This window comes from Bradyrhizobium australafricanum, from assembly GCF_020329495.1.
GTDB lineage: Bacteria > Pseudomonadota > Alphaproteobacteria > Rhizobiales > Xanthobacteraceae > Bradyrhizobium > Bradyrhizobium australafricanum.
In genome coordinates, this window is record NZ_JAGKJL010000002.1 from 50635 (window position 1) to 68618 (window position 17984).

At 64.4% G+C, this 17984-nt stretch carries 15 protein-coding genes; 13 read left to right on the forward strand and 2 right to left on the reverse strand.

Annotation, left to right across the window (positions count from 1 at the left end; translation table 11 throughout):
- Positions 1–36: 36 nt before the first annotated feature.
- From J6525_RS02060 to J6525_RS02070, 3 genes are all read left to right on the forward strand, one after another.
- Complete coding sequence (locus tag J6525_RS02060; RefSeq protein ID WP_057015704.1) at positions 37–1623, forward strand: B12-binding domain-containing radical SAM protein; 1587 nt, start codon at positions 37–39, stop codon at positions 1621–1623.
- Positions 1624–1627: 4 nt separating this feature from the next.
- Entirely contained in the window at positions 1628–2422 is a 795-nt protein-coding gene (gene eutC / locus J6525_RS02065) for an ethanolamine ammonia-lyase subunit EutC (protein WP_225641685.1), read from the forward strand.
- Positions 2423–2619: 197 nt separating this feature from the next.
- Positions 2620–5004, forward strand: a complete 2385-nt coding sequence (locus J6525_RS02070) for an efflux RND transporter permease subunit (RefSeq protein WP_225641687.1) — start codon at positions 2620–2622, stop codon at positions 5002–5004.
- 95 nt (positions 5005–5099) lie between these two features.
- Here the strand turns inward: J6525_RS02070 and J6525_RS02075 are convergent, their stop codons facing one another.
- Positions 5100–5603 (reverse strand): hypothetical protein, encoded by a 504-nt coding sequence (locus J6525_RS02075; protein ID WP_028331723.1) that lies wholly within the window; start codon positions 5601–5603, stop codon positions 5100–5102.
- 406 nt (positions 5604–6009) lie between these two features.
- Between J6525_RS02075 and J6525_RS02080 the strand changes: the two genes are divergently transcribed.
- From J6525_RS02080 to J6525_RS02125, 10 genes are all read left to right on the forward strand, one after another.
- On the forward strand, positions 6010–6246 hold the full coding sequence (locus J6525_RS02080; protein ID WP_092083335.1) for a hypothetical protein: 237 nt from the start codon (positions 6010–6012) through the stop codon (positions 6244–6246).
- Between the two features lie 194 nt (positions 6247–6440).
- Positions 6441–7319 carry a squalene synthase HpnC gene (gene hpnC, locus J6525_RS02085; RefSeq protein ID WP_225641688.1) on the forward strand — a complete coding sequence of 293 codons (879 nt, stop codon included), beginning with the start codon at positions 6441–6443 and terminating at the stop codon, positions 7317–7319.
- A complete protein-coding gene (hpnD, locus tag J6525_RS02090; protein WP_225641689.1) occupies positions 7316–8152 on the forward strand; it encodes a presqualene diphosphate synthase HpnD in 837 nt (278 codons plus the stop codon). The genes hpnC and hpnD overlap by 4 nt, the downstream gene beginning before the upstream one ends.
- Positions 8152–9402, forward strand: a complete 1251-nt coding sequence (gene hpnE / locus J6525_RS02095) for a hydroxysqualene dehydroxylase HpnE (protein WP_225641691.1) — start codon at positions 8152–8154, stop codon at positions 9400–9402. Before hpnD ends, hpnE begins: the two co-directional genes overlap by 1 nt.
- 164 nt (positions 9403–9566) lie before the next feature.
- Positions 9567–11528 (forward strand): squalene--hopene cyclase, encoded by a 1962-nt coding sequence (shc, locus tag J6525_RS02100; RefSeq protein WP_225641693.1) that lies wholly within the window; start codon positions 9567–9569, stop codon positions 11526–11528.
- On the forward strand, positions 11525–12283 hold the full coding sequence (locus J6525_RS02105) for a phosphorylase (RefSeq protein WP_376708411.1): 759 nt from the start codon (positions 11525–11527) through the stop codon (positions 12281–12283). Before shc ends, J6525_RS02105 begins: the two co-directional genes overlap by 4 nt.
- Positions 12284–12626: 343 nt before the next feature.
- On the forward strand, positions 12627–13283 hold the full coding sequence (locus tag J6525_RS02110) for a TetR/AcrR family transcriptional regulator (RefSeq protein ID WP_225641697.1): 657 nt from the start codon (positions 12627–12629) through the stop codon (positions 13281–13283).
- Complete coding sequence (locus J6525_RS02115) at positions 13280–14980, forward strand: acyl-CoA dehydrogenase family protein (RefSeq protein ID WP_225641699.1); 1701 nt, start codon at positions 13280–13282, stop codon at positions 14978–14980. Before J6525_RS02110 ends, J6525_RS02115 begins: the two co-directional genes overlap by 4 nt.
- Before the next feature lies 1 nt (position 14981).
- Positions 14982–15824, forward strand: a complete 843-nt coding sequence (locus J6525_RS02120; RefSeq protein WP_225641701.1) for a class II aldolase/adducin family protein — start codon at positions 14982–14984, stop codon at positions 15822–15824.
- Positions 15821–16723, forward strand: coding sequence for a Rossmann-like and DUF2520 domain-containing protein (locus J6525_RS02125; RefSeq protein WP_225641703.1), 903 nt, complete (start codon positions 15821–15823; stop codon positions 16721–16723). The genes J6525_RS02120 and J6525_RS02125 overlap by 4 nt, the downstream gene beginning before the upstream one ends.
- Before the next feature lie 68 nt (positions 16724–16791).
- Here J6525_RS02125 and hpnH read toward each other — a convergent pair whose 3' ends face one another.
- Positions 16792–17952: an adenosyl-hopene transferase HpnH gene (gene hpnH / locus J6525_RS02130; protein ID WP_028331712.1), complete on the reverse strand. Its 1161-nt coding sequence runs from the start codon at positions 17950–17952 to the stop codon at positions 16792–16794.
- Positions 17953–17984 lie beyond the last annotated feature (32 nt).

The following is a 17984-nucleotide window of genomic DNA, read 5'->3' on the forward strand; positions in this document are numbered from 1 at the left end:
CCGTGGTTAGATTTGCCGGTGCTTCGGGGTCGCTTGATGAGAGCTGAGGGCATAGAGACAGTACGACGTATCCTCTGCGTTTTTCCGCGCTATACGTCGTCGTTTGGGACCTTCGAGCACGCCTACCCCCTCACTGACGGCGTCAAGGCGTTCATGCCGCCGCAGGGCCTGCTGCTGATCGCCGCATACCTTCCCGAGAACTGGCCGGTGCGTTTCGTCGACGAGAATCTGCGTCCGGCGACGGCGGAGGATTTCGAGTGGGCGGATGCCGTGTTCGTCAGCGGTATGCATATCCAGCGCCAGCAGATGAACGACATCTGCCATCGCGCGCATGACCATGACCTGGTGGTCGCGATCGGCGGCCCGTCGGTCAGTGCTTGCCCGGACTACTATCCCTCATTCGACTACCTCCACGTCGGCGAGCTCGGCGATGCGACCAATGAGCTGATCAAGCGTCTGGCTGATGATACCAGCCGTCCCGACGAGCAGGTGGTGCTTAAAACCATCGACCGGCTGCCGATGACGGAATTCCCGCTGCCGGCCTATGAGCTCGCCGAAACCAAGAAGTATTTCCTCGGCAGCATCCAGTTCTCCTCGGGCTGCCCCTATCAGTGCGAGTTCTGCGACATCCCCGGGCTCTATGGCCGCAATCCGCGCCTGAAGTCGCCGCAGCAGATCATCGCCGAGCTCGACAAGCTGCGCGCCTGTGGTGCCACCGACACCGTGTATTTCGTCGACGACAATTTCATCGGTAACCGCAAGGCGGCGAGCGAGCTGTTGCCGCACCTGATCGAGTGGCAGAAGCGCACCGGATATGTCACGCGCCTCGCCTGCGAGGCGACGCTCAACATCGCCAAGCGCCCCGAGATCCTGGAGAAGATGCGCGAAGCCTACTTCGTGACGATCTTCGTCGGCATCGAGACGCCCGATCCCGACGCGCTGAAGGCCATGCACAAGGATCAGAACATGATGGTTCCGATCCTCGAGGGTGTGCGCACCATCAATTCGTTCGGCATGGAGGTCGTCTCCGGCATCATCATGGGGCTCGATACCGACAAGCCCCAGACCGGCGATGCGTTGCTCTCCTTCGTCGAGGAGTCGCGGATTCCGCTGCTCACCATCAACCTGCTGCAGGCGCTGCCGAAGACGCCATTGTGGGATCGGCTCGAAAAAGCCGGGCGGCTGATCGATGACGAGGGCCGCGACTCCAATGTCGAGTTCCTGCTGCCCTATGAGGACGTGGTCAGTTCCTGGCGCAAATGCATGGAAGTTGCCTACGAGCCGAAGAGGCTGTTCGCGCGCTATTTGCATCAATGCAACTACACCTATGCCAATCGCATCAAGGTGCCGGTGAGTCCCGAAATGAAGAGCTGGGCCAACATCCGGCGCGGCCTGATCATGCTCCGCAATATCTTCTGGAAGGTCGGCGTGCTCGGCGACTACAAGCGCGTGTTCTGGAAGTTTGCGCTCGGCCGGCTCAAGCGCGGCGACATCGAGGGGTTGATCTCGGCGACGCTGGTTGCCCATCATTTGATCACCTTTGCGCGTGCAGCCTCCAGCGGCCGGCAGAACGCCTCGAACTACTCGATCCGGCTGCGCGAGGCTTCCGTCCCCGCCGAATAACAGCATGACGACACCGCCGGCGCCCTTGTCCCCTTCGCTTGCCGATCTGCGCGAGCTTACGCCGGCGCGCGTCGGCCTTGGCCGGTCCGGGGCCAGCCTGCCGACCGATGCGCTGCTGTCGTTCACGCTCGACCATGCCCGCGCCCGCGACGCTGTCCACGCCGCCTTCGATGTCAGCGGGATCGCGGCCGGTCTTGCCGGCCTCGGCATCACGCCGCTTGAGGTGTCGAGCCAGGCGCACAGCCGGCGCGACTATCTGCGGCGGCCCGATCTCGGGCGCATGCTGGATTCTGCGTCGCGGCGGTCGCTCGAGACCTGCGGCATCACCGCCTGCCCCTGCGCCATCGTGATCGGTGACGGCCTGTCGCCGACGGCGGTCAATGTGCATGCCGTCGAATTGATCCGGCATCTCGTGCCCCGCCTTGCGGCCGACAACATCGACGCCGGCGCGGTGATTGCAGCGTCCGGGGCGCGGGTCGCGCTCGGTGACGAGATCGGCGCCATCATCGGCGCGCGCATGTTGGTGATGCTGATCGGCGAACGGCCGGGCCTGTCCGCACCCGACAGCCTCGGCGCCTATCTCACCTTCGCGCCGCGGATCGGTCTCACCGACGCCGACCGCAACTGCATCTCCAACATCCACCATGCCGGGCTGAGCTATGCGGAAGCCGCATTCAGGATTTCGTGGCTTGTGCGCGAGGGCCTGGCACGCCAGATCACAGGGGTCGCTTTGAAAGATGAAAGCGGCGGTGGATCGTCGAGGAATGCGCTACCAGGGTGTGACAAATCAGATACTTAATGGCGGGGATCGGCGGTTCCCTGTCGATTTGGTCAGCCCCTCGCGCTTGCGAGCAAAGGGGCGGGCAGGTAAAACCGGCGCCGGTCAATATTCGCGTGTTTTCAAGGACTAGCGCCGATCAGTTGCGCTCACCCGCTTCATTCGCGCCCCTAGACCCAAGCTAGACAGATTGAGCCGTTTTCAGAACTGGACAGGGCATGCTCGAAAAGAATTCCGAAAGTCAGGTCCACGTCGAGAAGATCGAAGAGCCGCGGTCGGGCCTCAGCATCGCGTTCGGGATCGAGCGTCTCGGCCTGATCCCGATGCGGGCGCCGATCCTGTCCTGCATCGTCCTCGTTCTGTTGCTGATCGGCGCCGTGTTCGGCGTGCAACGGATCAAGATCGACGACTCGCTGTCGCAGCTGTTCCGCTCCGACTCCAAGGACTACAAGCAGTATGAGGCGGTGACCAAGCGCTTCCCGGCGACCGAGTTCGACGTGCTCGTCGTGGTCGAAGGCAAGACGCTGCTCGAGCGCGACAATCTCGGCAAGCTGCGTGACATGGTCACGGATCTGCAACTCGTCGAGGGCGTGCGCGGCCTGGTGTCGCTGTTCTCCGCGCGCCAGGCGCCGGAGCGAGGTAAGCTGCCGGCGGCGTTGTTCCCGAACGAGCTGCCCGAGGGCGCGGCCTACGACAAATTCGTCGAGACGGTCAAAAGCAACGAGATCATCCGCGGCAAGCTGCTGTCGGAGGACGGCACGCTCGCGCTGATCGTGCTGTCGCTCGAGCCCGAAGTGGTCGGCAGCAACAAGCTCAGCAAGGTGGTCGGCGACATCAGGAAGATCATGGCCGACGACCTCGGCGGCAGCGGGCTCAATGCGCAATTGTCCGGCGTGCCGGTCATGCAGCTCGAGATCCGCAACGCGGTCGAGCGCGACGGCCTGACCTACAACATCCTCGGCATCCTCGCCGGCTGCATCATCGCCATCATCTTCTTCCGCAAGATATCCTTCATGGTGGCGGCGGCGTTCCCGCCGATGATCGCGATCCTGCTCGCGCTCGGCGGCCTCGGCTGGGCCAATTTCAATCTCAACATGTTCCTCAACGTGATGACGCCGCTCATCATGGTGATCAGCTTCTCCGACTCGATGCAGCTGACATTCGCGGCGCGCGACCGGCTGATCGCCGGGCAGGACAAGTTCACCGCGTTCAAGAATGCGGTGCTGGTGGTCGGACCGGCCTGCGTGCTGACGCACGGCACGGCCGGAATTTCCTTCATCGCGCTGCAGTTCTCGGATTCCGACCTGATCCGCAAGTTCGGCGAGGCCGGGCTTGCGGCGACCATCATCGCATTGATCGCGGTGCTGTCGCTGGTGCCGGTGTTCGGCGTCCTGTTCGTGCGCAACGAGAAGATCTTTGCGGTCAAGTTCCAGAGCGCGGATGCCGGCGTGCAGGCGCTGCGCAATTTCTGCTACTGGATCGCGGTGCGCATGGTCGGCCGTCCCGGGCTGTTCAGCCTGCTTGCGCTGATCGTGGTCGGCGGCCTCGGCATCATCTACGCCAATCTCGAGCCGCGCTACCGGCTCGCCGATCAGGTGCCGGACAAGCGGCAGGCGGTGGCGGCGTCGAGCCGGCTCGACGCCAAGCTGACCGGCGCCAATCCGGTCGATGTGCTGATCGAATTCCCCAAGGGGCAATCGCTGTACTCGCCAGAGACCTTGAAGACGATTGCCGATGTCCATGCAATGGTCGAGGACTCTGCCGGCGTCGGCAACGTCTGGTCGCTGGAGACCTTGCGGCGCTGGCTCGCCGAAAAGGCCGGCAGCAATGATGTCGCGACGCTGAAGGAATATGTCGACCTGATCCCCGAACACCTGGTGCGCCGGTTCATCGACAAGAATCAGGATGCTGTCGTGGTGTCGGGCCGCGTCCCGGATGTGGACTCGAGCCAGTTGCTTCCGGTGGTGAACAAACTCGATCATTCGCTGGACAAGGTGCGCGCCGAGCATCCCGGCTACGAGATCGCGGTCACGGGTCTGTCGGTGATTGCCGCACGCAACAGCGCCAGCATGATCGAGAAGCTCAACCACGGCCTCACCATCGAATTCCTGCTGGTCGCGATCTTCATCGGGCTCGCATTCCGCTCGATCGTGGTGATGTTCTCCTGCATCCTGCCGGGCATCTTCCCGGTGGTGCTGTCGGGCACGGTGCTGTGGCTGCTCGGGGAGGGGCTGCAATTCGCCAGCGTGGTGGCTTTGACGGTGTCGTTCGGCCTCGGCCTCAGCGCCACCATCCACTTCCTCAATCGCCTGCGGCTCGAGACCAAGCCGGGTGTCACGCCGGAACTTGCGGTGGAGCGCGCCACCGTCCTGGTCGGCCCAGCGCTGATCCTGACCACGGTGGTGCTGGCCTGCGGTCTCGTCGTCACCGTGTTCTCCGACCTGCCGTCGCTGCGCCTGTTCGGCTGGCTCAGCGCGTTCTCGATGGTCGCAGCCCTGGTCGCGGACCTTTTCATCCTGCGGCCGACCTCGATGTTCCTGATCAACCTGTCGCAAAAGCTCCGCGGCAGGGGCGGCCAGCCCGCGCCGATCGAAAAGGCCTGATCGACGAACAAGCAAAAAGCTGCAGCAAAAAGGCCCGGTTCCGAAGCGTTCGGAACCGGGCCTTTTTGTCTTATGGGTGCAATCGGCCGGGAGCGTCAGCTCTTCGTCATCGTGATCGAGACGCCGCGGATTTCGCCCTTGGAGTCGATCTGCACGACCTGCTTGGAGCCGTTGGTCTGCAGGTTCAGGTTCGCGGCAAAGCCGGACGCCTCGACGAACACGTCGATCCGCCCGCCGCCCGCGGTGCCCTGCAGATTGCCGAAGATGTTGCGGCTCGCCTCGCTCCAGTTGCCGGAGATCCGGTCGCCCTGGCTGGTGACGTCGCTGGAGAGGTCGAACTTGTAGCTGTCGCTGGCGCAATGCAGGGACTGTTTCAGGCTCATGCCCGAGGGTGCGACCTTGTAATCCGCCTTGCAACGAATCCGTTCGGTCGTGCCGTTGGACAGCGCCACCGTGCCCGTTCCAGTCCACGAGCCGGCAAAACCGGCAAACGGCCCGCTGGCCTGGGCGTGGACGGCGGAGGCCGAGAGCATCAGTGCAGCGCCGACGCCCACAGCCCTGAGAGCCTGACCATAAAGGCTGGAACCAAACCGTTTCATTGTGAATTTTCCCATCAAAATCAACGCTTCCTACGCAAGAAAGCGTCTCGCCGCATCGAAGGTTTAGTGTCACCGAAGAATGTTAGGTTCAAACGACAAAAACGGCGCGCGGCGCCCATATTGTCATCGAACAGAATCAGAAACCGTCGGCTTCGTGATGGCATGTAGCTTTGCGCAACTGCTATCCGCAATAGCCGAACGCGACAAAGTGATGGCACGAATCGTCATTGCGAATCAATAACTTATGTAGGGGTTTACAGCGCCGCAAATTTAGCCGCATTTAGCGGTGCTTGTCGTCAATCCGTTGCCGCGTTACGTGGCGTCTGCAAATCCCCAAAATCCGTCCCGGCCATGCCGAAGCGCTTTTCGGGAACAGATTTTCTGCTGTCGGAAATGAAGGAATACGATGCGTAAATTTCTCTTGGCTCTTGCCCTGTTGTCGATCCCGCTCTCGTCCAGCGCCTTCGCCCAGCAGCAGACGCGCGGGACACCCGATGAGCAGAAGGCCTGCACGCGCGACGTGCAGCGTCACTGCCGCGCCGTGATCGATCAGGGCGATTTCACCATTCTCGCCTGCCTGCAGCAGAACCGTAGCAAGATCAGCACCGCCTGCGACCAGGTGCTGAAGACCCACGGCCAGTAAGGCCGCTTCGGGCCCCATGGATCGCCGCAAGGCCCGTGCTCGGCATGTGTGCCGGCCACGGGCTTCGTATGCTGGCGGTCACGGACAGCATTGGTTTTGGTGGCGTATTCCCCTATATGGGGCTCGCAAATCCCCCGCATGCGCTGACCTTTCGCGCCTGCGTCGTGCCATGACCAGTGTAGCCCAAATTTCCCATGACCACCGCGAGCGACCTGCGATCCGGAAAGACCCACCGCGACGAGAATTTCCCGGTCGCGTCGTGGATCATTCATCCGCGGCATCGTGCCCTGATCCTGGCCTTCTATAATTTCGTTCGCACCGCCGACGATATCGCCGATCACGCCACGCTGCCCGCCGAGGAGAAGCTGCGCTACCTCGACCTCATGGAGGCCGAGCTGCTTGGCAACGGCGACACCCAGAAGGAAGCGGTCAATCTGCGCCGCGCCTTCGCCGAGCGCGGCATGCCGCCGCGGCACGCGCTCGACGTGCTGGTGGCGTTCCGCCTCGACGTCACCAAGCTGCGTTACGAGAACTGGGACGACGTGATCGATTATTGCCGGTACTCGGCGATGCCGGTCGGGCGGTTCATGCTCGACGTGCACGGCGAGGATACCTCGACCTGGGCGGCGTCGGACGCGCTCTGCGCCGGGCTGCAGATCAACAACCATCTGCAGGACTGCGGCAAGGACTACCGCAACCTGAACCGTGTCTACTTGCCGCGCGATGCCCTGGCCGCCGCGGGCGCGACCGTCGAGATGCTCGGCGAGGCGAAATCGCAGCCGGCCCTGCTCAAATGCCTGCAGGCGCTCGCGGTGCGCACTGAGACGCTGCTCGACCAGAGCAAGTCGCTCGCCGCCGAGGTGAAGGATTTCAGGCTGGGGCTCGAGATCTCCGTGATCCAGGCGTTCGCCGACAAGATCGTCAACATGCTGAAGGTGCGCGATCCGCTCAGCGAGCGCGTGCATCTGAGCCCGCTCGAACTGCTGCTGCAGAGCCTTGGCGGCGTGGCCGGCGAGACGGCGCGGCGTGCGACCGGACGGCGTGCGGTCTCCAAATCGGCGGCTGGCGCATGAGCGTTGAGGCGGCGGCCAACGCAAATTACGGAAGCACCGCGTCGGGCAGCTCGTTCTACGCCGCGATGCGCATTCTGCCGCGCGCGCAGCGCGAGGCGATGTTCCAGATCTACAGCTTCTGCCGGCAGGTCGACGACATCGCCGATTCCAACGGCCCGCGGCCGGAGCGGCTGGCCGCGCTGCAGCAGTGGCGCGACGATATCGACGCGCTCTATGCGGGGCATCCGCCGGAGCGGCTGAAGGACTATGTCGCCTCGGTGAAGACCTTCGGCCTGAAGCGCGAGGATTTTGTCGCGATCGTCGACGGCATGGAGATGGACGTGCCGCAGGACATCCGCGCGCCGGATCTCGCGACGCTCGATTTGTATTGCGATCGCGTCGCGAGCGCGGTCGGCCGGCTGTCGGTGCGCGTGTTCGGCCTGCCCGAGGACGACGGCATCCAGCTCGCCTATCACCTCGGCCGCGCGCTGCAGCTCACCAACATCCTGCGCGACATCGACGAGGATGCCGGCCTCGGCCGGCTCTATCTGCCGCGCGAATGGCTCTGGCACGCCGGCATCACCAATAACGATCCGGCCCGCGTCACCGCCGACCGCGCGCTGCCGAAGGTGTGCGCGCCGCTGGCCGAGCGGGCCAAGATGCATTTCCAGAAATCCGACGAGATCATGAAGCGCAATTCGCGCCGCGCCGTGCGCGCGCCGCGGATCATGTCGAAATACTACCGCGCGATTCTCGATCTTCTGATCGCGCGCGGCTTCACCGCGCCGCGCGCGCCGGTACGTGTGTCCAAGGCCGCCAAGATCGGCATCCTTCTTCGTTACGCGATCATCTGATGCAAAAGACCGTTCATATCATCGGCGCCGGCATTTCCGGCCTCTCCGCGGCCGTGCGCCTCGCCAATGGCGGCTACAAGGTGTTTGTCCATGAGGCGACGCAGCAGGCCGGCGGCCGCTGCCGCTCCTATTTCGACGCGGCCACCAATCTCACCATCGACAATGGCAACCATCTGTTGCTGTCGGGCAATCGCCATGCGCTGAGCTACGCGCGCGCGATCGGCACCGAGGCCGGTCTCGTCGGGCCTGCGCGCGCGCAGTTTCCGTTCGTCGATCTTGCGAGCGGCCGGCGCTGGCAGCTCGACCTCGGCGATTCCCGCCTGCCGCTGTGGGTGTTCGACGAGGCGCGCCGCGTCCCGGACACTAGCCTGCGCGACTATCTCGCCTTGGCGCCGCTGGCTTGGGCCGGCACCGGTGCGCTGGTCGGCAACACCATTCCCTGCAAGGGCACGCTGTATGACCGCCTGGTGCAGCCGCTGCTGCTCGCCGCATTGAACGTCGATCCGCCGGAGGGCTCGGCCGGGCTCGCGGGCGCCATCGTGCGCGAGACGCTGCTCGCGGGCGGGCAGGCCTGCCGTCCGCTGATCGCGCGCGACGGCCTGAGCTCGGTCCTGATCGAGCCGGCCGTGAAGCTGCTGCAGGAGAGGGGCCACAGCGTTCGGTTCAGTCACGAATTGCGTGCGCTCGGCATGTCGGGTGATCGCATCAGTGAGCTCGATTTTGGCAATGGCGACAAGGTCGCGCTGGGAGCCGACGACGCCGTCGTGCTTGCGGTGCCGCCGCGCGCTGCGGCATCCCTGCTGCCCGGCCTGAAAACTCCGACCAAATTCCGCGCCATCGTGAACGCGCATTTCCGCGTCGACCCGCCGCGCGATGCCGTGCCCATTCTCGGCGTGGTCGGCGGCCTCGTGGAGTGGCTGTTCGCGTTCCCGCAACGGCTGTCGGTGACGATCAGCAACGGCGACCGCCTGGTCGATATGCCGCGCGAGGAGCTCGCGCTGGCGATCTGGCAGGACATCTGCGAGGCCTCGGGGGTTTCCGGCGACCTGCCGCCCTGGCAGATCGTGCGCGAGCGCCGTGCCACATTTGAGGCGACGCCGGAGCAGAATGCCCTGCGTCCGGGGCCCGCGACGGCGCAAAAAAACCTGTTCCTTGCCGGCGACTGGACTGCTACCGGGTTGCCGGCAACCATCGAGGGATCGGTGCGATCCGGTGATCGCGCCGCAGATTTGGTTCTGGCCAGACGTTAGATTCGACCCGTTGGCGCGTTTTCGGGCGAAGTGGCTACCGGTTCGCGTTAAGCAAACGCGACTGAACAAAAGGACAAGAACGTGATCCGAAGCAATCGGATCATGCTCTGGAGCGGCTGCGGCTTTCGATCAGCCGGCCCGCGATGAAGAGGATATCGAGCGAAATGCTTGCGAGAGATCACAGCGTTGCAGTCGACCCGGTCGCGCTGGAGAAGAGCATCTCCAAGGCAACCGAAGCGCTGCTCGGCTATCGCCAGTCCGACGGACATTGGGTGTTCGAGCTCGAGGCCGACAGCACCATTCCGGCCGAATATGTCCTGCTGCGTCACTACCTGGCCGAGCCGATCGATGCCGGGCTCGAGGCCAAGATCGGCAACTATCTGCGCCGCGTCCAGGGCGCCCATGGCGGCTGGCCGCTGGTGCATGACGGCCCGTTCGACATGAGCGCCAGCGTGAAGTCGTACTTCGCGCTGAAGATGATCGGCGATTCCGTCGACGCGCCGCACATGGCGCGGGCGCGCGAGGCGATCCGTTCGCGCGGCGGCGCTTCGGGCAGCAACGTGTTCACGCGATTCCTGCTCGCGCTCTATGGCGTCGTGACCTGGCGCGCGACGCCGGTGCTGCCGATCGAGATCATGCTGCTGCCGATGTGGTCGCCGTTCCACATCAACAAGATCTCCTACTGGGCGCGCACCACCATGGTGCCGCTGATGGTGCTTGCCGCGCTGAAGCCGCGTGCGAAGAATCCGAAAGGCGTCGGCATCGACGAACTGTTCCTGGAGGATCCGAAATCGGTCCGCATGGCGCCGAAGGCACCGCATCAGAGCGCCAGCTGGTTCTATCTGTTCCGCTCGCTCGACGCCGTGCTGCGGGTGATCGAGCCGATGTTTCCGAAGAGCCTGCGCCAGCGCGCGATCGATGCCGCGCTCGCCTTCACCGAAGAGCGGCTGAACGGCGAAGACGGCATGGGCGCGATTTATCCGCCGATGGCCAACATCGTCATGATGTACGAGGCGCTCGGCAAGGACGAGAATTTCCCGCCGCGCGCCATCACCCGCCGCGGCATCGACAAGCTGCTGGTGATCGGCGAACACGAGGCCTATTGCCAGCCCTGCGTCTCGCCGGTGTGGGACACCGCGCTGGCCAGTCATGCGCTGCAGGAGGCGGGCGGCGACGACACCCTGGCCAAGGCCAGGCAGGGCCTCGACTGGCTGAAGCCGCGCCAGGTGCTGGAGCTGAAGGGCGATTGGGCGGTCAAGGCGCCGGACGTCCGCCCGGGCGGCTGGGCGTTCCAGTACAACAACGACCATTATCCCGATCTCGACGACACCGCGGTGGTCGTGATGGCGATGGATCGCGTGCGGCGTCATACCGGAACCAGGGAATATGACGAGGCCATCGCGCGCGGCCGCGAGTGGATCGAGGGGCTGCAGAGCCGCGACGGCGGCTGGGCCGCGTTCGACGTCAACAACCTCGAATATTACCTCAACAACATCCCGTTCTCCGATCACGGCGCATTGCTCGATCCACCGACCGAGGATGTTACCGCGCGCTGCATCTCGATGCTGGGCCAGCTCGGCGAGACCGTCGAAAGCAGCAAGACGATGGCCGACGGCGTCGCCTATCTGCGCCGTACCCAGCTTGCCGAGGGCTCCTGGTACGGCCGCTGGGGCCTGAACTACATCTACGGCACCTGGTCGGTGCTCTCGGCGCTAAATGTCGCAGGGGTCGATCGCAACGACCCGATGATTCGGAAGGCGGTCGACTGGCTGGCGTCAGTCCAGAATCAGGACGGCGGCTGGGGCGAGGACGCCGTCAGTTACCGGCTGGATTACAAGGGTTATGAAGTTGCGCCTTCGACCTCCTCACAAACGGCATGGGCTTTGCTTGGATTGATGGCGGCCGGAGAGGTCGAAAATCCCGTTGTTGCGCGGGGGGTGGAGTACCTAAAGGCAACACAGACGGAAAAAGGGCTGTGGGACGAGCAGCGATACACAGCTACGGGGTTTCCGCGGGTATTTTACTTGCGATATCATGGCTACTCGAAGTTCTTTCCGCTCTGGGCGCTGGCGCGGTATCGAAATTTGAGAAGCACCAATAGCAGGGTGGTAGGGGTCGGGATGTGATTGTTGAGGCGGGGGCCGCCGAGACCGTGGGCAGTAGAATTGATCCTCGGCCGGTATTGATTGTGACTGGATTGGTGCAGGAGGCCCGCATCGCGGCAGGCCCCGGCATGATCGTAATCTGCAGTTCGAGCGATCCGCAGCAGCTGCGTGAGTTGCTGGCGACGCTGGATCCGACCACCTTCCGTGGCGTGATTTCCTTCGGCGTGGCCGGCGGGCTCGATCCGTCGCTCAAGTCGGGCGACGTCGTGGTCGCGACCGAGGTGATGTCGGGCGATACCCGTTTCCTGGCCGCATCCGCGCTGAACGAAGAGATGATCGCCAGCGCCGCGCTGAAGCGCCGCAGGATCGTCCGCGGCAGTCTCGCCGGCGTGGAAGAGGTGATCGCGGCAAAGGCCTGCAAGGCCGCTCTGCGGTCGATGACGGGCGCAGCCGCAGTCGACATGGAGAGCCATATCGCGGCGGCCTATGCCGCCAAGGCCCGCATTCCGTTTGCCGCATTGCGCGTAATCAGCGATCCCGCGCACCGGGCGCTACCGGAACTTGCGAAATCCGCGGTGAAGCCGAACGGCGACATCGACCTGCGCAAGGTGCTGCGCGGCATCGCGCGCAATCCTCGGACGCTGCGCGCGCTGGTGTCGACCGGAATCGACTTCAACCGCGCGCTGCGCTCGCTGCGCAGCTGCCGCGGCTTCCTGCTCGGCAACGACGTGCTGATGCCGGTGGAAGACGTTCTGATCACGGCGAAGGCGGCCTGATCCGCTGCGCCGGGCCGGGACCGGGTTTCTCGGCGTATTAAGCTCAAAACAAAGGCCCGGCCGCATCGCGATCGGGCCTTTTGCTTTGATGCCCGAAGGTTTCGCTCGATGCCACGCTGTTCCGGTTCCGCGCGGTCAGCGGGACTTGCGCGTCCGCTGTCCGGTGAGAGACCCCCGCATATCCGTGTCCCTCGCGCCGGTGGGGTCGCGCGGCCAGCCTCTGACGACTTGCCAGCAGCGCGCCGGCGCCCCGGGAAGGGGGCCCTACGCGGACCGCGCTGGGTCGATGCTTGACAGCTACGGCTATTCATCCGAGGATGAACTATGATCCTTTATTCATGAATTGAGGTTCACTACGGCAATCGCCGCCGTTCGCCTCAACCAACTGGTCGAGACCAAGGCACGCATCCTGGATGCCGCCAGGGAGGCCGTGGCGCTGAGTGGCTGGAAGGACGCCCAGATCGCCCTGATCGCCTCACGGGCCGGCGTGGCCACGGGCAGCGTGTATCGCTACTTCGACTCCAAGGCGGACCTATACGCGCAGGTGCTCGGCCTGGTGTCTGAGCGCGAGGTGGCTGTCGTCGCCGCGATCGTCGAGGCGGAAGGCTCGGCGTCCCAATGTCTGGTGGATGCGATCTACACCTTCTCGGTCCGGGCGATGCGCGGCCGCCGCCTGGCCTACGCGTTGATCGCCGAACCCTGTGAACCCGAGATCGACGCGGCGCGCCTGAAATACCGGGCGGCCCTGGCCGATCAGATCGCAAGGCTGGTCCGGCGCGGCATCGCCAGCGGTGAGTTCGTCGAGATCGACGCGAACGTCGCGGCATCCTGCGTGACCGGCGCCTTCATGGAGGCGCTGGTCGGTCCCCTCGCGCCCGAAGCGGCCCCTGATTCCGACGCGGCGAAGGCGATCGCACAGTCGATCGCAGGGCTTTCCGCGCGCATGCTGTTTCGCCACGCCACGCCTGAACTCACCCCCGTATCGCGAGTCTCCGCATGAACGCGCGCGTCCAGCCGGTTGCTGTCGCTGAAGCGAAAGCCGCTCCGTTTGAAACCCATGAAGTGCGCAATCAGGCGCGGCCGGCGCTAGGCTTCAATGCGTTCGATGACGACCGCGCGTTGAGTGGCCTGATCGCAACGATCGCGCCGTGGGCGAAAGACAAGCTGTCCGCGCTCGGCGTCCATGCCGGCAGCGAATCCGTGCAGGAGGCGGCACGGCTGGCCAACGAGCACGAACCGAAGCTCCTGACCCATGACCGGTATGGCAACCGCAATGATTGGGTCGAATTTCATCCGGCCTGGCATCAATTGATGGCGCTGGCGTTCCGGAGCGAGGTGCATAGCCTCGCTTGGTCGACGCGCGAACCGCACGGCCATCTGGCGCGTGCGGCGCTGAGCTATCTCTGGAATCAGATCGAGAACGGCGTCGGCTGCCCCACCGGGATGGCGTACGCAGCAATCGCCGGGTTTTCCGGCAAGCCGCAATTCAATTTGTGGCGGGAGCGAACGCTGGCGGCGGACTACGATCCGCGGCGGCTTCCGATCGAGGCCAAGCGCGCCGCGGTCATCGGTTACGCCATGACCGAAAAGCAGGGCGGCTCCGATCTGCGCGAGACCCAGACCACCGCGCGCTTCGTCGAGCGCGGCGCGCATGGCGAGATCTATGCGATCACCGGCCACAAATGGTTCTTCTCGGTGCCGGTGGCCGACGGATTCTACACGCTGGCGCGCACCCAGTCCGGCGTCAGTTGCCTGTTCGTGCCGCGCCTGCTGCCGGACGGCAGCGCCAACCGCATCCACATTCAGCGTCTGAAGGACAAGTGCGGCAACCGATCGAACGCGTCGAGCGAGATCGAGTACCACGATACGTGGTCGATCCTGGTTGGCGAAGAGGGCCGCGGCATCGCGGAAATCCTCTCGCATGCCCATCTGACGCGGTTGGATTTCGCGGTCGGCTCCGCCGGGCTGATGCGCCAGGCGCTGAGCCTCGCCCTCAACCACGCGCAAACGCGAACGGCGTTCGGCAAGCCGATGTCCGAGCTTCCGATGCAGCGCAACGTGCTCGCCGACCTAGCGCTCGAGAGCGAGGCGGCGATGCTCGGCGCGTTTCGGATCGCGCGTGCGACCGACGGCCTGCAGACAAGCGAACACGAGCGATTGCTGGCACGGGTCGCGACACCGGTGATGAAGTTCTGGAATTGCCAGCGCGCGCCGGCCTTCACCTATGAATGCCTGCAGGTGCATGGCGGCAACGGCTTCATCATGGAGAATCCGATGGCCCGGCTCTATCGCGAGGCGCCATTGAATTCGATCTGGGAAGGCACCTCGAACATGATGTGCATGGACGTTTTGCGCGCCATGCAACGCGATGCGAGTTGCCGGGACACATTCGTCGACGAGTTGCGTGCGAGCAGGGGCCTCAATCCGGTCTATGACCGAAGCACGGATGACCTCGCCGATCGCTTGCGTGCTCGATACCCGGACGACGGGCACGCGAGAGCGCTCGTCACCCGCATGGCGCATGCGCTGCAGGCTGCCGAGATGCTGAGGCATGGCGACGCCGCTGCCGCCGATCTGTTCGTGAAATCCAGGCTTGGCGCGGACGGGATGCATGTCTTTGGCACACTTCCATCGTCGGAAGACCTCAGCCGTATCGTCGAGCGCGCCTCCGTCATCCGACACCAAGGGCCCCAGTAACATGCGTCAGATCGAAGTTTGTGCCGTCAACGATATCAGGGCCGTCGTGGGAGAACAGGGGTGGGCAACCCGCGTCGATCTTGCGGCGTGCTACCGCCTGGTCGCGCTCTACGGAATGACCGACCTGATCTACAACCACATCAGTGCACAGGTCCCGGGGCATCACGATCAGTATCTGATCAATCCCTATGGCATGCTGTACGAGGAAATCACCGCGTCGAGCCTCGTCAAGATCGACATCGAGGGCCGGACCCTGCTGCAGCCCGACCACGGCTACAACGTCAACGTGGCCGGCTTCTATCTGCATGCCCCGATCCATCGCGCGCGACCCGACGTGAAGTGCGTCCTGCATACCCACACCAGGGCAGGCACCGCCGTCAGCACGCTTGCCGAAGGGCTGTTGCCGCTGTCGCAGACGGCGATGCGGTTTCACGGTCGGATTGGCTATCACGATTTCGAGGGGCCGGCGATCGATCGGGAGGAATGCGACCGGGTCGTCGCCGATCTCGGCCGCAACAATGTGCTGGTGTTGCGCAATCATGGCCTGCTGGTTTGTGGCAACACGATTCCGCAGGCGTTTAATGCGATCTATTGGCTGGAGCAGGCCTGCCGGATCCAGGTCGACGCGCTCGGCTGTGGCCGGCCGCTGCATGCGCCGACCGAGATGGCGATCGGCAACACGGTGACCTGTTTCGCCGGCACCGAGATCACGCTGGATAATGAGCGCGACACCAATCCGGTGCTGAATGAAGCGGCGCAAAATCTGCAAGCCGGGTACGGCCTGCTGGAATGGCCGGCGCTACGGCGCAGGCTCGACCGCATCGACGGGAGCTACGCGCAATGAGCACGGCGCTGGCGGCGTTGCGGATCGGCTTCATCGGCGCCGGCCGCGTGGCGCAAACGCTCGCGCCGGCCTTCGCCTGCGCGGGGCTGAACGTCGCGACGTTCTACAACCGCGGTGCCGATGCCGCGCAGCGGCTCGGATCCCGCATCCCGTCGGCGCGGCCGATGACGGACGCGCAGCAGGTCGTCGACCGCTGCGACATGGTTTTCCTCACCGTGAGCGACGACGCGATCCTGCCGGTCTGCCGCGATTTGCGCTGGGAGCCGCGTCACCGCGTGGTTCATTGCAGCGGCGCGACCGAACTGGCCGCGCTCGATCATGCGAAATCCGCAGGCGCCGCGACCGGCGGATTTCATCCGATGCAGATGTTTGCCAATCCCGACGTCGCGCTCGAGGGGTTGCGCGGATGCACCGTCGGCATCGAGGCAGAGGGCGACTTCAGGCGTGACCTGGAATTGCTTGCGACCCGCATCGGGTGTGAACCGCTCGCGCTGCCGGCCGGTGCGCGGGCGCTCTATCATGCGTCGGCCTATTACGTCGGTCCGTTCCTGATCGCGCTGCTCAAGGAGGGCGTCGAGCTCTGGAAGAGCTTTGGCGCCAGCGAGGCCGACGCGTTGCGCGCGATGATGCCGCTGCTGCGGGGGACGGTCGCGGCTGTTCTCGACGGTGGCCTCGCCAACGGCATGGGCGGCTGCGTGGCGCGCGGCGACGTCGGAACGATCCTCAAGCATCTCCGGGCGCTGGATGAGCGCTTTCCTCCCTCCGGCGCGCTGTATCGCGAGCTCGCCCTGCGCAACGTCCCGCTCGGGATCGAGCGCGGCACACTCAGTGCACCGCGCGCGGCAGAGATCGAGAGATTGCTTCTGCGCACGAGATCGGAAGAGCAGGCGGCATCCTGATCCAAAGAAAAAAGCCCCGGTTCGCTGAACCGGGGCTTTCATGTTTCTGCTTTCGCTCACATCGCGCGTCAGGCGGCGGTCGAGGCCTTCGCTTGCTGCTTGGCGGCGGCGGCCGCAGCCTCGTCGCGGCGGATCTCCGAGAGCTTCTTCTGCACCTGCTCGGCGAAGATGTACTGCGCCGGACGCTGCTTCGACATGTCGATCTCGGGCGCCATCGGGCCCGATGTCCTGATGCCGCGCAGCGCAACCCACATCGCCTTCAGCGGATTGTTGATCGCGGCGGTCGCCGCGGTCGGCTCGTAGCCGCAATGGGCCATACAGTCGGCGCACTTCTCGTACTTGCCGGTCCCGTAGGTGTCCCAGTCGGTGGTGTCCATCAGCTCCTTGAAGGTCTTGGCGTAGCCCTCACCGAGCAGATAGCAGGGCTTCTGCCAGCCGAAGATGTTGCGCGCCGGCATGCCCCAGGGCGTGCACTCGTATTCCTGGTTGCCGGCGAGGAAGTCGAGGAACAGGCCGGAATGCATGAAATTCCACTTCTTGCCCTTGCCGAGCGCAAAGACGTCGCGGAACAGCTTCTTGGTCTTGGTGCGGTTGAGGAAGTGCTCCTGGTCGGGCGCACGCTCATAGGCGTAGCCCGGCGACATCGAGACGCCGACGCCGAGCTCGGTGGTGAAGTCGAGGAACTTGGCGATCTCCTCGGCCGGGTGACCATCAAAGATTGTGGCATTGACGTTGACCGTGAAGCCGCGCGCCTTCGCCGCCTTGATCGCCGAGACGGCGCGATCGAACACGCCCTTCTGCGACACCGCCTTGTCGTGATGATCCTTCAGGCCGTCGAGATGCACCGAGAAGAACAAATAGGGCGACGGCTCGAACAGATCGAGCTTCTTCTCGAGCAGCAGCGCATTGGTGCACAGCGAGACGAACTTCTTGCGGGCCACGAGGCCGCGCACGATCTCGCCGATTTCCTTGTGGATCAGCGGCTCGCCGCCGGGGATCGCCACCATCGGCGCGCCGCACTCATCGGCCGCATCCCAGCATTCCTGCGCCGTCATGCGGCGATTGAGGATCGCATCGGGATAGTCGATCTTGCCGCAGCCGACGCAGGCGAGGTTGCAACGGAACAAGGGTTCCAGCATCAGCACGAGCGGATAGCGTTTGCGGCCAAGCAGCTTCTGCTTGATCAGATAACCGCCGATACGCATTTCCTTGAAGAACGGTATAGCCATTAGACGATTTCTTTCTGCACTTATCAAAGTGA